This window comes from Gordonia terrae (genome assembly GCF_051789125.1).
Classification (GTDB): Bacteria; Actinomycetota; Actinomycetes; order Mycobacteriales; family Mycobacteriaceae; genus Gordonia; species Gordonia terrae_A.
This window is the reverse complement of sequence record NZ_CP196526.1, coordinates 1-14,442: the sequence shown is the minus strand read 5'-3', so window position 1 is coordinate 14,442 and position 14,442 is coordinate 1. Positions and strand designations below refer to the sequence as shown.

Below are 14,442 nucleotides of genomic sequence, written 5' to 3'. Positions count from 1 at the left end.
CATGAAAAAGGGCATTCATCCCGACTACCACCCCGTCGTCATCCGCGACGGCTCCACCGGTAAGGAGTTCCTGACACGCTCGACCGCCACGTCGTCGACCACCGTGACATGGTCCGACGGCAACGTCTACCCGCTCATCACCGTCGACGTGACGAGCGATTCGCACCCGTTCTACACCGGGGTCAACACGATCCCCGACGTCGCCGGTCGCGTGGAGAAGTTCCGCCGACGCTACGCGCATCTGGAGCGCAACAAGTCCTGACCGTGACCTTCTCATGAATCCCGTTCTCGCTCAGTAGTTTTGCTGAGCGGGGAACGATCTACGCACGCGGTTCCGGCGACCAGGTCAGTTCTTGTCCGGCTTCGGTTTGCCGTTCCCGTTTCCCCCGTTCCCGTTCCCGCCATTGCCGTTCCCCCCGTTGCCGTTCCCCCCGCCCCGGCCAGGGTTGCCGCGGTCATCGGCTCCTGCGGGAGCGGATTGTTCGACCGTGGGCTGAGGGATCTGAGCCGGGGTCTCGACACCGGTCACCGGCGGTTGCACGGTGGTGTCCGGTGTGGACTCGGCGGCCGGGGTCGACGCAGGTGCATCGGTCGACGGGGCCGGTCCGGCGTCGTCCGCGGAGTTGGTCACCAACGCGATGGCGACGAGCACGACGGCCAGGAGCGCGACCACACCCCCGAGCAGCGCCAGCGAGGTACGCCGCGACGGCCGTGATGAACCCTCCGTCTGCGGGGGTCCGGGAGGCGATGGGGGTCCGGGAGGCGATGGGAGGTCCCCTTGTGTCGACAACGGGGCGGTCATTGTCGCGGTCGGGCGCGGACCTATCGGAGTCGGCGGGACCACAGCGGGAGTGTCGGCTGCGGGGTCAGCAGTCCGCAGCGCCGCCATCATCGCGGCCGCGGTCGGGAACGGCGGATCGTCCGGTCCCGGCCGCATCGCCTGGTCGATCGTCTCGCGGAGGCTCGGCGGGAGGTCGGGTCGGATGTGTCCCAGGGGCGGGGGTGGCGAGTGCAGGATCGCGTACGCGACGGCAGCGGGGTTGTCCTGGTCGTAGGCGCGGCTGCCGGTCAACGCCTCGTAGGCGACCACCGCGACGGCATACAGATCATCGGCGGGTGTGGCAGCCCGGCCGAGGACGCGGTGGGGGCTGAGGTAGCCGATCGTGCCGACGACGTCGCCCGTCGCGGTGTGTGCCATTCCCGCGGTCTTGGCGATGCCCAGATCCGCGACCTTCACCCGGTCGTCGGCGACCAGCAGGTTCGCCGGCTTGATGTCACGGTGGAGGACCCCCGCGGCGTGCGCCGCGGCGAGGGCCGCGAGAACATCGTCGACGATGGTCCTCACCTGCTGAGCCGTCAGAGGCCCCGCGGCCATCAGATCCTGCGCGGTGGTGCCGCTCAGCCGTTCCATGACGATGTACGGCGTGCCCTCGTGCTCGCCGTAGTCATAGACGGCCACGATGTTGGGGTGGTTGAGTGCAGCCGCCGCTCGGGCCTCACCGGCGAAGCGATCCTGGTCGGTCACCGCGGACTCGCTGCCCAGGCGCAGCAGCTTGATCGCGACGGGCCGGTCCAGCGTGCGGTCCCAGCCGTCGTGGACGACGGCCATCCCGCCGCTACCGAGAATCCCTCGGAGCTCGTAACGCCCGTCCAGTAGGTCGCGGTCCACCGATCCACGGTAGCGGGAGGTGTGGCCGGTCAGTCCGGCAGCAGCCGATCGACGAGAGTCCGCACGATGTCGTCGAGCGACTCCTCCGGGAGGAGCGGCCCGGTCAGCTGATCGAGTAGCAGGCCGTCGACCGCGTAGTGGAAGAGCGCGATCTCCCGAGCGGTTCCCGGCAGCCCGGCCTGCTCGTTGAAGGCCACGTCCCCGGCGAACCCGGCTCGGCGCCATTCGACGATGATCTCGCCGACCTCGGGCCGACGACTGCCCTCGAGCCTCAGCTCCACCAGCGCGATGGTGACCTCCCGGTTCTCCATGAGCCGCTCGACGATGTTGCGGAGGTACTCGGCGAAGAGTTCTCGGGTGGGTTCGCGACCGGCGCGATCGGCGATGAACGCCTCGCTGGGGGCCAGGCGCTCGTAGATGCGCTCCACCAGGCCCTTCCAGAGTGCGGACCGGTTGCGGAAGTAGTTCGTCGTCGTCCCGCCCGGCAGTCCGGCCGCGCGATCGACGGCGCGGTGGGTGAGGCCGCGGGCACCCGATGCGGCCAGGACCGCGAGTCCTGCATCGGCGATCGCGCGTCGTCGCTCCTCGTTCCGGGCCATGGATTAACGATAGCCCAACCACTACATGTGGTGTAGTTTGCTGTTCACTACAGATGAAGTGATTGGAGATCTACATGCGTGAACTCGTGTACTACGTGGCGGTGAGCCTCGACGGCTACATCGCGGGACCTGCCGGCCAGTTCGACGCCTTCCTCTTCGAGGGCGACCACATGGACGCGATCAACGAGGACTACTCCGACACGCTCCCGACGCATTTCGCCGCAGCACTGGGAGTCGCCCCACGCGGCGACCGATTCGACACGGTCCTGATGGGTGCCGACACCTACGCGGCCGGTCTGCCCGACATCATGAGTCCGTACCAGCATCTGAACCAGTACGTGTTCACCCACCGCCCCCACGATCCGGTCGACGGGGTGACGTTCACCGAGCGCGACCCCATCGACGTCGTCACGGAGTTGAAAGGTGCGGAGGGCAAGGACATCTGGTTGTGCGGCGGGGGACGTCTCGCCGGCCAGCTGATCGGCGAGATCGACCGTTTCGTGCTGAAGCGACAACCCGTCCTGTTCGGAGACGGCATTCCGCTCATCGCCCCCGGGACCTACGCTCCCCGACGGTTCGATCGGGTCAGCAGCCGGGAGTTCGACTCCGGAGTGTCCTTCGTGGAATACGTCGCGTCGTAGAAGTGACGCGCGTCGTAGAAGTGACGCGCGTCGTAGAAGTGACGCGCGTCGTAGAAGTGACGCGCGCCGTGGAAGTGACGCGGCCTGGGGAAAGAATTGTGGAGCCTAGGAGATTCGAACTCCTGACATCTGCCTTGCAAAGGCAGCGCTCTACCAACTGAGCTAAGGCCCCGTGCCGACCGAGACACGGTCGACGGGTGCGAAATGGATGTCCGGAAACATCCGTCGCAGTGGGCCTAGGAGGACTTGAACCTCCGACCTCTTCGTTATCAGCGAAGCGCTCTAACCGCCTGAGCTATAGGCCCTTGAACCGAGGAGTGAGATTACCCGACCGATGCCCCAACCAACAAAACGGGTGGTCAGGGCCCCGTATCAGTCGAGGTCTGCGAGCGTCACCTCGGCACCGCCGACGAGGTCGGCACAGATGTTGTAGATGTAGCTGCCGATGGTGGCGAGAGCGGTCAACAGGATCGCGTTGATGGCCCCCAGAAGCGCTGCTGCGCCGAAGACGGTGCCGGCCCCGATGACGTCACCACTCGTGCTCGACTCGTCGGCGACGAGCGTTCCGAAGCTGTTGTTGACCTGATCCCACACGCCCATGCCGTCGAGGATCAGGTACAGCACGGCGACGGAGATCATCCAGATGAAGAACCCGACCACCGACAGCACGGCCGCGATCTTGAACGTCGCCCACGGATCGATACGACGAACCTGGACCGAAGCCCGCAGCGCTGTTCCCGCCGCGAGCACCTGCCGCGGGGCCGAGCGCGGTGACGCCTTGGCCGAAGCCGCGGTGGGCGCCGGTGATCCCTCGGGTGGCCGCTTCAAGTCGGCGGTGTGGTGGATCTGGTCGAGGTCCGGCAGATCGTTCTCGGGTAGGTGCCCGCGGTCGATCGTGCTCGTCGGCGATTCGACGAAGCCGGGTTCCTCGGTGGCCGTCGCACCCCCGGGCCGGCGCGGGTTGTCCAGTTTGGTCACCGGTGCCTGCTGGCCGCTCATGCTGGCGGCAGCGGTTCCGCTGTTGGTCACGACCCCGCGCGGCGGCGGGCCGCCACGGTTGTCCTGAGGCGGGCCGCCACGGTTGTCCTGCGGACCGGGGCGGCCTTGGTCGTCGCGTGAGAACGACTCGGTCGGCGCGGTCGACCCGTTGTCGGCCGGCCCACGCTGCCACGGCGGCACCAGTCCCCCGCTCGGGGTCCCAGTGCCGGGGCCCGCCGGTCCTCCGGCCGGGCGCCCGTTCTGGTCCTGTTGCGGTTCGTTCGGTGTGCTCACAGGCATTCCCTCACTCAGGCGTCACTGACTCTTGCCTCGATCGGCGTCGGCTCGACGGGTGGTCCGGCTGGACGTTCACCGTCACCGACTGGTCGAGAAACAGTGATGCTCACCCTATCGCCTACGACGAGACCTCGGTCTCGTCCGGTTCGTCGGCGTTGCGGGCGATGGCGATGACCGTGGTGCCCTCGTCGATGTTCATCAGACGCACGCCCTTGGTCTGCCTGCCTGCCTTGCGCACCGACTTCGCGGTGGTGCGGATGACTCCCCCACCGGAGGTGATGGCGTACAGCTCCGAGTCGTCGTCGACGATGAGCGCACCGATCAGTTCGCCGCGCCGGCGGTCGTGGGCGATGGTCAGCACACCCTTGCCGCCGCGGCCCTGGACCGGGTAGTCGTCCATGCCCGTCCGCTTGGCATATCCGCCGGATGTCGCCACCAGGAGGTAGGTGCCGTCGCGGACGACGTTGAGCGACAACAGGGTGTCGTCGGTGTTGAAACGCATGCCCTGCACACCGGAGGTCTGCCGGCCCATCGGACGCAGTGCCTCGTCGTCGGCGTGGAAGCGGATCGACTGTCCCTTCTGGGACACGAGGAGCAGATCGTCGTCGGCACTGCACAGTTGGGCACCGACGAGCTCGTCCTCGCCGCGGAGGTTGATCGCGGCGATACCGCCGGACCGGTTGGAGTCGAAGTCCACCAGACGCGACTTCTTGACCAGGCCGTTGCGGGTGGCCAACACCAGATAGGGAGCGTCTTCGTAGGTCTTGAGCTGGATGACCTGTGCGATGCGCTCCTCCGGCTGGAAGGCCAGGAGGTTCGCGACGTGCTGGCCGCGCGCCGTGCGGTTGGCCTCGGGCAGTTCGTACGCCTTGGCCCGGTAGACGCGACCCTTGGTGGTGAAGAACAGGATCCAGTCGTGGGTCGAGCACACGAAGAAGTGCTTGACGATGTCGTCCTGCTTCAGGCCTGCACCCTGGACGCCCTTACCGCCGCGACGCTGGCTGCGGTAGAGGTCGGTCTTGGTGCGCTTGGCGTAGCCGGTCTCGGTGATCGTGACGACGACGTCCTCACGCGCGATCAGGTCTTCGTCGCTGACGTCGCCGTCGGCCGCGATGATCTTGGTCCGACGATCGTCGCCGTACTTGTCGACGACCTCTTTCAGTTCGTCGCGCACGATGGCGCGCTGCCGCTCGGGCCTGTCGAGGATGTCCTTGTAGTCGGCGATCTCGAGTTCGATCTCGGCGAGTTCGTCGACGATCTTCTGCCGCTCCAGTGCCGACAGTCGGCGAAGCTGCATCGCGAGGATCGCGTCGGCCTGGATCTCGTCGATGTCGAGGAGGTCGATGAGGCCGGTGCGAGCGGTCTCGGTGTTCGCCGAGCGACGGATCAAGGCGATCACTTCGTCAAGCGCGTCAAGGGCTTTCACGAGACCGCGCAGGATGTGGGCGCGCTCCTCGGCCTTACGCAACCGGTACCGCGTACGACGCACGATGACGTCGATCTGGTGTGCCACGTAGTAGCGGATCATCTGGTCGAGACGCAGTGTGCGCGGCACGCCGTCGACGATGGACAACATGTTGGCGCCGAAGCTGGTCTGCAGCTGGCTGTGCTTGTAGAGGTTGTTCAGCACCACCTTGGCGACCGCGTCACGACGCAGCGTCACCACGATGCGCATACCGACGCGGTCCGAGGACTGGTCCTCGATCCGGCTGATGCCCTTGAGTTTTCCTTCGTTGACCTGCTCGGCGATCGATTGGATCAGGTTGTCCGGGTTGACCTGGTACGGCAACTCGGTGACCACCAGCGTGGTGGCTCCCTTGTTCTCCTCGATGTCGACGACGCTGCGCATCCGGATGCTTCCGCGACCGGTCGTGTAGGCGTCCTTGATGCCCTGGCTGCCGACGATCAGTCCGGCAGTGGGGAAATCGGGTCCCTTGATGCACTCCATGCACGCCGCGAGCGTGGTCTCGTCGTCGGCGTCGTGGTTCTCCAGTGCCCAGAACACCGCCTCGGCGACCTCGTTGAGGTTGTGCGGGGGCATGTTGGTGGCCATACCGACCGCGATACCGCCGGAACCGTTGATCAGCAGGTTCGGGATGCGCGACGGCAACACCGTCGGCTCGTTGGTCTTGCCGTCGTAGTTGGGGACGAAATCGACTGTCTCCTCGGTGATGTCACGCAACATCTCCATGGCGAGCGGCGTGAGACGCGCCTCGGTGTACCGCATCGCGGCCGCACCGTCGTTGCCGCGCGAACCGAAGTTGCCCTGACCGTCGATGAGCGGGTAGCGCATCGACCACGGCTGAGCGAGTCGGACGAGGGCGTCGTAGATCGCGGTGTCACCGTGCGGGTGGTAGTTACCCATCGTCTCCGCAACGGGTTTCGCCGATTTCACATAGCTGCGGTCCGGCCGGAAACCCGCGTCGAAGGATGCGTACAGAAGGCGACGGTGCACCGGCTTCAGGCCGTCGCGCACCTCGGGGAGCGCTCGCCCCACGATGACGCTCATGGCGTAATCGATGTAGCTCTTCTGCATCTCCTGCCCGAGGTCGACAGGTTCGATGCGATCGCCTTCGCCTCCGGCGGGCGGCAGTGTGGTGTCAGTCATTGTGTGTTCTTTCTGCGATCACTACGAATCGAGACGATCCGTGATCAGACATCGAGGAAGCGAACGTCTTTCGCGTTGCGGGCGATGAAGCTCCGGCGTGCGGCGACGTCCTCACCCATGAGGATGGAGAACAGTTCGTCGGCGGCCGCGGCGTCGTCGAGCGTCACCTGGCGGAGCACACGCACGGCCGGATCCATCGTGGTCTCCCACAGTTCCTTGGCGTTCATCTCGCCGAGACCCTTGTAGCGCTGGATGCCGTCCTCGGTGTTGATCTTCTTGCCCGCGGCACGGCCGGCCTCGAGCAGCCCGTCACGTTCGCGGTCGGAGTAGGCGAACTCCGGCGCCGACTTCTGCCACTTGAGCTTGTACAGCGGCGGCATGGCCAGGTACACGTGACCGTGCTCGATGAGCGGCCGCATGAAGCGGAAGAGCAGCGTGAGCAGCAGGGTCGAGATGTGCTGGCCGTCGACGTCGGCGTCGGCCATGAGCACGATCTTGTGATAGCGCAGTTTGCTGATGTCGAACTCGTCGTGGATGCCCGTACCGAAGGCGGTGATGATCGACTGGACCTCGGTGTTCTTGAGCACCCGGTCGATACGTGCCTTCTCGACGTTGATGATCTTGCCGCGCAGCGGAAGAATCGCCTGATACATCGAGTCGCGGCCCGACTTCGCGCTGCCGCCTGCGGAGTCGCCCTCCACGATGTAGACCTCGCACTTGCCCGGGTCGTTGCTACGGCAGTCGGCCAGCTTGCCCGGGAGACCACCGATGTCGGTGGCGGTCTTGCGACGGACCAGGTCACGAGCGTTGCGCGCGGCCATCCGGGCCCGCTGGGATTCGACGATCTTCTTGATGATGGTCTTCGCCTCGGCCGGATTGGCCTCCAGCCAGTGACCGAGGTGCTCGCTGCAGACCCGCTGGACGAAACCCTTGACCTCGGTGTTGCCCAGTTTGGTCTTCGTCTGACCCTCGAACTGCGGATCGCTCACCTTCACCGAGATCACCGCGGCCAGCCCCTCACGGATGTCGTCACCCGAGAGGCGGTCTTCCTTCTTGTCCTTGATGAGCTTCTTGTCCACCGCGTACTTGTTCACGGTGAGCGTCAGCGCGGCACGGAAGCCCTCCTCGTGGGTTCCGCCCTCATGGGTGTTGATCGTGTTGGCGAAGGTGTGGACCGACTCGGAGTAGCCGGCGTTCCACTGCATCGCGACCTCGACCTCATGGCCTTCGCCCTTGCCCTGGAAGCCGATCACCGTCGTGTGGATCGACTGCTTGGTGCGATTGAGGTGCTTGATGTAGTCGACGAGTCCGTCGGGGTAGTGATAGGTGCGCGTCTTCGGCTTCGCCGCGGCCGCAGCCTTCTCCTCCTCGGACTTGATCTCCTCGGCGGCCTCGGTGAGGTTGCTCTCCTCGTCGCCATCGGCATCACCCGGCGGTTCGATGGCCTGCGGGCGCTGATCGGTCAGCGTGATGGTCAGGCCCTTGTTCAGGAAGGCCATCTCCTGCAGGCGACGAGCCACTGTCTCGGCGTTGAACCGTGTGGTCTCGGTGAAGATCTCCGGGTCCGGCCAGAACCGCACGGTGGTACCGGTCTTGCGGGTGGCCGATCCCTTCTCCAGCGGGCCGGGCTTGGCGTAGGAGTAGGTCTGCTCCCAGTGGAAGCCGTCGTTCTCGATCTCGAGCTCGACGGTGGTGGACAGCGCGTTGACCACCGAGATGCCGACGCCGTGCAGACCGCCGGACACCGCGTAGGCGTCGGAGTCGAACTTTCCGCCCGCGTGCAGCTGGGTCATCACGACCTCGACGGTGGGGACCCCGGTGCGGTGCATACCGGTGGGGATACCGCGACCGTCGTCGACGACCTGGACACCGCCGTCGGCGAGCAGGGTGACGTCCACTCGCGACGCGAAACCGGCCATCGCCTCGTCGACCGAGTTGTCGACGACCTCCCAGATCAGGTGGTGCAGTCCTCGTTCGCCGGTGGACCCGATGTACATGCCGGGCCGCTTACGGACGGCTTCCAGACCTTCGAGGATGTTGATCGAGTCGGCGCCGTACTCCGACGGCTTCTTCTTGCTCTTCTTCGGTCCGGTGTCGTTGGTGTCGGCCACGAGGTGCGTCCGCTCCTGTTCTGCTCATCGACGGATCAGGTGGTCTCCGGATCCGTCGTCGATCCTTCTCGAGCAGGGGCGCGCAGCCGTGCGCACACAGGAATACCCGGGATCTATCCGGGTAGCCTGGAGGCAACGGTCGATCTGCCGTTCACACCCCTCTCGGGACAACTCTTCCCAGTGTACTGCCTGACTCGCCCAGGAACGTGCATCCGGGCCCGCCAACAGGCCCTCAGAACGACTTTTTCGGGTTTGTCCCGGGTCGGTTGTGGCCTGGGGAAGATTCTGAGCCCACGGGCCCACCAACCAGTAGGGTGCCGACTGGCCCGCCGGCGCCTGCGTTCAGCCGTAGGTGTCGCGCGGCCCGCGACCGCGGACGTGGCGTTCACCCTTCCGCCACGACGGTCCCTTCGGCCCGATGATCCGCAAGGACGTCACCTGACCGTGTCCGATGGCCGCGGCGATCTTGGCCAGGATCTGCGACTGCACGTACCGGAGTTGCGTCGCCCACGCCGTGGATTCGGCCTGCACGTGAAGAACGTTGTCGCGCAGGACAACCGGCTGGGCGTGAGCGGCGATGTCGGGGCCCACGATCTGCTCCCACATACCGAAGAGGGTGCCCTCGCCGATCTTCTCCTGCCATCCGCGGTCTTTCGCGAGGCCGCCGACGAGACGACCGAAGGGTTGCGGATCCCGGGCATCGGGGCCGGATCCGGACCAGCGCCGACGCCCCTGGGAGCCGCGCGGGACGCGGCGTACCGGCGACGCGCGGCCCCGGCCCACTGATTTCCCTGCCGCCCGGGCCTGCGCCCTGGCCTCCTCGAGTGCCTTGCGGGCGCGCTCGTAGCCGCCGAGTTCGCCCGGCGGCGTGGGGCGCGGCGCGGGCTCGACCGGTTCCGATCCCGGGCCACCGCCGGGCGCGCCGCCGTCGCGACCCTGAACCTCGTCGTCACTCATCCGATGCCCCCGTCGGTTCTGCGGTGTCGACCACGACCCGGGAACGACGTCCGGCCTCGTCGTCGATGACGTCGACACCGACGCGACGGCCGCCGATCTCACCCGGGATGTCCTCGGCGACGGCGGCGGTGATGAGGAGTTGCTCGGCACCTGCGGTGAACTCGACGAGCTTCGCGCGGCGTTTGGCGTCGAGCTCGGCGAACACGTCGTCGAGCATGATGACCGGTTCGACGCCCTCCGCGCGGATCAGCTCCACCGAGCCCAGTCGTAGCGCCAGCGCGAGGGACCACGATTCTCCATGTGAGGCAAAACCTTTCGCGACGTCGCTGCCGAGGACGATGTCGATGTCGTCGCGATGCGGCCCCACCAGGCACATCCCCCGCTCGATCTCCTTGTCGCGCAACTCCACCAGTCTCGTGGCCAGCACGTCGCCGATCGCTTCCGGTGTGGTCTCCTCGAAGTCGATGCCGCCGGACGCGCGGTACCGCAGCGTCGCCGGACGGGAATGCGGTGCGATCGAGGCATATGACCCGGTGAAGTGCGGTTCGAGCTCACCCAGCACGGCGAGGCGCGCGGCGGTCACCTGACCGCCCAGTTCGGCGAGCTGACCGTCCCAGACATCGAGGGTGCTGATGATCGAATCAGCCTGTTCCCCACCGCGTCTCATGGCCGACGCGGCGGTCTTGAGCAGCGCCGAACGCTGCCGGAGGACCCGATCATAGTCGGCACGGGCGGCGACCCACCGCGGGCCGCGCTGGGCGACGAGCTCGTCGATGAAACGTCTGCGGTCGCTGGGGTCGCCACGGACGAGTGAGAGATCCTCCGGTGCGAACAGGACCGTCCGCAGGATCCCCAGCAGGTCGCGGGGTCGTCGTGCCGGGCTGCGGTTGATGGCCGCCTTGTTGGCGCCGTCGGCATTGATGCGGAGTTCGGCGGTCAACTCGCGACCGTCGTTCTCGACTGTCGCGGTGAGCAGCGCCGAGGTCGAACCCGCATGCACGAGGGGGGCGTCGGAACTCACGCGGTGCGAACGCAGAGTCGCGAGGTAGAACAGGGCCTCGAGCAGGTTGGTCTTGCCGAAACCGTTGCGGCCGGTGAAGACCGTCGCTCCGGTCTCGAGCTCGAGGTCGGCGGCCCGCCAGGACCGGAAGTCCCTCAGATGGAGTTCACGAACGAACATTGAGTCGCTGTCGTTGAGAATCGGGACGACGAGGGCACGGATGCCGGCGCGGTCCGTCAGCCCGGGAGGCGGACGGGCATCAGCAGATAGCTGAACGCGCTCTCGGGTGCGACGAAGGCCCCGGACTCGTCGGCGACCGCGTCTTCGCCACTCGCGGGACGCAGCACCGCGGGACGGCTGGGCGTGGTGAACCCGAAGTCCACCGCATCGGCGTTGATCGCCGACAGTCCGTCCTGCAGATAGCCGGGGTTGAAGGCGATGGTCAACGGCTCCCCCTGGAACTGCACGGGCAGCTCCTCCTCGGCCTTGCCTGCCTCGTCACCGCCGGCGGTGAGGAGCACGGATCCCTCGGTGAACTCCATGCGGACCTGTGCGCCGCGCTCGGCGACCAGGGCGACACGGCGGATCGCCTCGATCAACGGTGCGCTGTCGATGGTCGCGACCGCGGTGTGACTGGCCGGGAGCAGCTGACGGAACTTCGGGAACTCCGCGTCGAGCAGTCGCGTGGTGGTCTTCTTCGTCTCGCCGAGGATGCCCAGGATGCCGTCGGAACCGATCGCCGCACCGCCACCGAAAGCCAGCGACACCACGCCGGTGCCCTCCGAACCCGCGGTCTTCGCGCTCTCCGAGAGGGTCTTCGCCGGCACCAGAACGGCACCCTTGGTATCGGGATCGGAAGGCTCCCACTGTAATTCACGAACAGCGAGGCGGAACCGGTCGGTCGCGGCGAGAACGACCGAGTTGCCCTCGATCTCGACGCGGACGCCGGTCAGCATCGGGAGGGTGTCGTCTTTGCCCGCGGCCACCGCGACCTGGGAGATCGCCTCGGCGAACAGCTGCGAGGGGATCGTGCCGGTGATCTGCGGTACGTCGGGCAACTGCGGGTAGTCCTCGACCGGCATGGTCGGCAGGGAGAACTTCGCGCTGCCGCAGGTGATCGCCACCCGCGAACCGTCGAGGGTGACATCGACGGGCTTGTTCGGCAGAGCCTTGGTGATGTCGGCCAGGAGCCGGCCGGAGACGAGCACCTGTCCGGGCTCGGCGACCTCGGCACCGAGATTCTCCTGCGCGGAGACCTCGTAGTCGAAGCCCGAGACGGTCAGCCCGGTCTCCCCGACGTTGAGCACCACACAGCCGAGGACCGGGACGGGCGGACGAGACGGCAGGCTGCGAGCGACCCAGGCGACGGAATCAGCGAACTCGTCACGCGCGACACGAAACTTCATGCTGGGAGGTTGCCCTTCTCTCGTCTGATTCCCGCCTGGACCACCGATGCCTGGACCACTGAGTCGACGCCTTCGTCGGCCGGCCGGTCATCGGTGGATCCCACATCCGGGAATCCCACTGTAGAACGCCGCCACCCATGCCGGGATGGTTGGGGCCAAGTCGACCCGTCGTCGACGCGGGGCCGGCCGGCCACCACTGACAGGCCTCTGTGCACAGTCCTTTTTACAAAAGATTCTCTTTAGAGAAGGATCCATCTCAGTAATAGGTCCTGTGGAATCTGTGGACAAGCGCGGTATCGGGCCTGTCCGGACGGGTGCGGGCGTGTGGATGACCGGTGGAGCAACGTCGAGCGGATCCGACCCCCGGTGTGGAGTTCTCTTGTTGTTCGCGATCCGTCCACTGTTGCTGCACACCCCGACCCCGGTTATCCCAAGGGTCGTCCACAGGGTGTGATCCCGAGAAATCACCGGATCCGGGGTCTTCGATTCGACGGGCGGACAGCGATTCTGGGCTTCAGACTCTCGACCCGAGACACAGACTTGTCATCCGATTCACCGTCTCGGCCACGAGGCTGCGGGGATCGTGGCCGCAGACGATCGCACCCCCGGGCCACGTGGGCGTCGGGGGTGCGAGAGGGGGCGGGAGAGGCGCGGGAGCGAGGAGTGGGATCTAACCCACGGCTCGCTGTTTGATGCGCGCGGTGAGCTCCTGGACGTGGTCGTACACACGACGCCGCTCGGCCATCTCCTTGCGGATCTTGCGTTCGGCGTACATCACCGTCGTGTGGTCGCGATCGAAGGTCTCCCCGATCTTCGGCAACGACAGATCGGTGAGCTCACGACACAGATACATGGAGATCTGGCGGGCCTGCGCGATCGATCGGGTCTTGCCCGGGCCCCGCAGCTCCTCGATGGAGATGTCGAAGTACTCGGCGGTGATGGCGAGGATGCTGGCCGCGCTGACCTCGAGCGTGCCCGAGTTGGGCAGCAGGGCCTGCAGAACGACGTCGGCGAGCGACTTGTCGAGGGCGGCGTCGTTCAGCGAGGCGAAGGCGGTCACCCGGATCAGCGCGCCTTCGAGCTCGCGGATGTTGCGCTCGATCTTCGACGCGATGAGTTCCAGTACGTCGTCGGGCACCGCGATGTTGTCCATCTGCGCCTTCTTGCGCAGGATCGCGATACGCGTCTCCAGATCGGGCGGCTGGACGTCGGTGATGAGACCCCACTCGAACCGGGTACGAAGCCGGTCTTCAAGTGTCGCAAGCTGTTTCGGAGGACGATCGGACGAGATGACGATCTGTTTGCTCGCGTTGTGCAGCGTGTTGAAGGTATGGAAGAACTCTTCCTGGATGCCTTCTTTGCCGACGAGGAACTGGATGTCGTCGACGAGCAGGACGTCGACATCGCGGTAGCGCCGCTTGAACGCGACCCGTCGGTCGTCACGCAGCGAGTTGATGAAGTCGTTGGTGAATTCTTCGGTGGAGACGTACTTGACCCGCATGCCCGGGAACAGGCGCTGGGCGTAGTGACCGGCCGCGTGCAGCAGATGCGTCTTGCCCAGGCCGGATTCGCCCCAGATGAAGAGCGGGTTGTAGGCACGGGCCGGCGCCTCGGACACCGCGACCGCCGAGGCATGTGCGAAGCGATTCGACGCGCCGATGACGAAAGTGTCGAAGGTGTACTTGGGGTTGAGGTTTGCGCCCGGGGCCGGAGGTGTCGACGTCGGGCGCTCGGCGAAGTACGACGCCCAGTCACCCGAGGGACGCTGGGAGTCGGCGGCCGGTGCGGCCGCCAGACCAGCGCCCACCGGGGCAGAGGAGTAGTCGACGGCGGCACTCGCGACCGGCCGGGTATCCGGAACCGCAGGAGCCTCGGGCACCGGCTCGTCGTTCCGCGGCGTCGCGATCCGGACCCCCAGGTCGACGGGTTCGTCGAGGTGACGGCTCAGGACCGAACGGATGGTTTCTCGAAGGTTGCGTTCGATCTGCTCCTGCACCAGTGCCGTCGGCACGGTCAGCAGGGCGAAGCCCTCGGTGAGAGTGAGGGGTCGAACCAATGACAGCCACGCCTTCTGCTGGCGTGTCAGGGGTTCGTGGTCGCGTGCGGCTTCGTCGTCGTTGAGTTCGGCGACGACTTGCTGCCACACCTCGCCGAATGTGTCGCGGTCTGAAGTCAC

Annotated in this window: 11 protein-coding genes and 2 tRNA genes; 2 read left to right on the top strand and 11 right to left on the bottom strand. The window is 66.4% G+C overall.

The genetic code is table 11. The features are described 5' to 3' along the window. Position 1 precedes the first annotated feature (1 nt). Positions 2-262, top strand: a complete 261-nt coding sequence (locus tag ACSUZC_RS00065) for a type B 50S ribosomal protein L31 (RefSeq protein ID WP_439030924.1) — start codon at positions 2-4, stop codon at positions 260-262. Positions 263-346: 84 nt separating this feature from the next. Here ACSUZC_RS00065 and ACSUZC_RS00060 read toward each other — a convergent pair whose 3' ends face one another. Both ACSUZC_RS00060 and ACSUZC_RS00055 read right to left on the bottom strand, forming a co-directional pair. Continuing rightward, positions 347-1,669 carry a protein kinase domain-containing protein gene (locus ACSUZC_RS00060; protein ID WP_439030923.1) on the bottom strand — a complete coding sequence of 441 codons (1,323 nt, stop codon included), beginning with the start codon at positions 1,667-1,669 and terminating at the stop codon, positions 347-349. Positions 1,670-1,698: 29 nt separating this feature from the next. After that, positions 1,699-2,268 (bottom strand): TetR/AcrR family transcriptional regulator, encoded by a 570-nt coding sequence (locus tag ACSUZC_RS00055; RefSeq protein ID WP_439030922.1) that lies wholly within the window; start codon positions 2,266-2,268, stop codon positions 1,699-1,701. 74 nt (positions 2,269-2,342) lie between these two features. Between ACSUZC_RS00055 and ACSUZC_RS00050 the strand changes: the two genes are divergently transcribed. Beyond that, on the top strand, positions 2,343-2,909 hold the full coding sequence (locus ACSUZC_RS00050) for a dihydrofolate reductase family protein (protein WP_439030921.1): 567 nt from the start codon (positions 2,343-2,345) through the stop codon (positions 2,907-2,909). Positions 2,910-3,008: 99 nt separating this feature from the next. Here the strand turns inward: ACSUZC_RS00050 and ACSUZC_RS00045 are convergent. The 9 genes from ACSUZC_RS00045 to dnaA form a co-directional block, all read right to left on the bottom strand. Beyond that, positions 3,009-3,081: transfer RNA gene (locus ACSUZC_RS00045), tRNA-Ala, on the bottom strand. A gap of 59 nt (positions 3,082-3,140) precedes the next feature. Next, positions 3,141-3,214, bottom strand: a tRNA-Ile gene (locus ACSUZC_RS00040). 67 nt (positions 3,215-3,281) lie between these two features. After that, on the bottom strand, positions 3,282-4,181 hold the full coding sequence (locus tag ACSUZC_RS00035) for a DUF3566 domain-containing protein (protein WP_439030920.1): 900 nt from the start codon (positions 4,179-4,181) through the stop codon (positions 3,282-3,284). Between the two features lie 121 nt (positions 4,182-4,302). Further along, positions 4,303-6,792 (bottom strand): DNA gyrase subunit A, encoded by a 2,490-nt coding sequence (gene gyrA / locus ACSUZC_RS00030; protein ID WP_439030919.1) that lies wholly within the window; start codon positions 6,790-6,792, stop codon positions 4,303-4,305. 44 nt (positions 6,793-6,836) lie between these two features. Then, positions 6,837-8,903 (bottom strand): DNA topoisomerase (ATP-hydrolyzing) subunit B, encoded by a 2,067-nt coding sequence (gene gyrB, locus ACSUZC_RS00025; RefSeq protein WP_439030918.1) that lies wholly within the window; start codon positions 8,901-8,903, stop codon positions 6,837-6,839. Between the two features lie 342 nt (positions 8,904-9,245). Beyond that, entirely contained in the window at positions 9,246-9,860 is a 615-nt protein-coding gene (locus tag ACSUZC_RS00020; RefSeq protein ID WP_439030917.1) for a DUF721 family protein, read from the bottom strand. Then, the gene (recF, locus tag ACSUZC_RS00015) at positions 9,853-11,040 is read right to left on the bottom strand and encodes a DNA replication/repair protein RecF (RefSeq protein ID WP_439030916.1); all 1,188 of its coding nucleotides are present in this window, start codon (positions 11,038-11,040) and stop codon (positions 9,853-9,855) included. Before recF ends, ACSUZC_RS00020 begins: the two co-directional genes overlap by 8 nt. 56 nt (positions 11,041-11,096) lie before the next feature. Further along, positions 11,097-12,266 carry a DNA polymerase III subunit beta gene (dnaN, locus tag ACSUZC_RS00010; protein WP_439030915.1) on the bottom strand — a complete coding sequence of 390 codons (1,170 nt, stop codon included), beginning with the start codon at positions 12,264-12,266 and terminating at the stop codon, positions 11,097-11,099. A 670-nt stretch (positions 12,267-12,936) separates the two neighbouring features. Then, positions 12,937-14,442 carry a chromosomal replication initiator protein DnaA gene (dnaA, locus tag ACSUZC_RS00005; protein ID WP_439030914.1) on the bottom strand — a complete coding sequence of 502 codons (1,506 nt, stop codon included), beginning with the start codon at positions 14,440-14,442 and terminating at the stop codon, positions 12,937-12,939.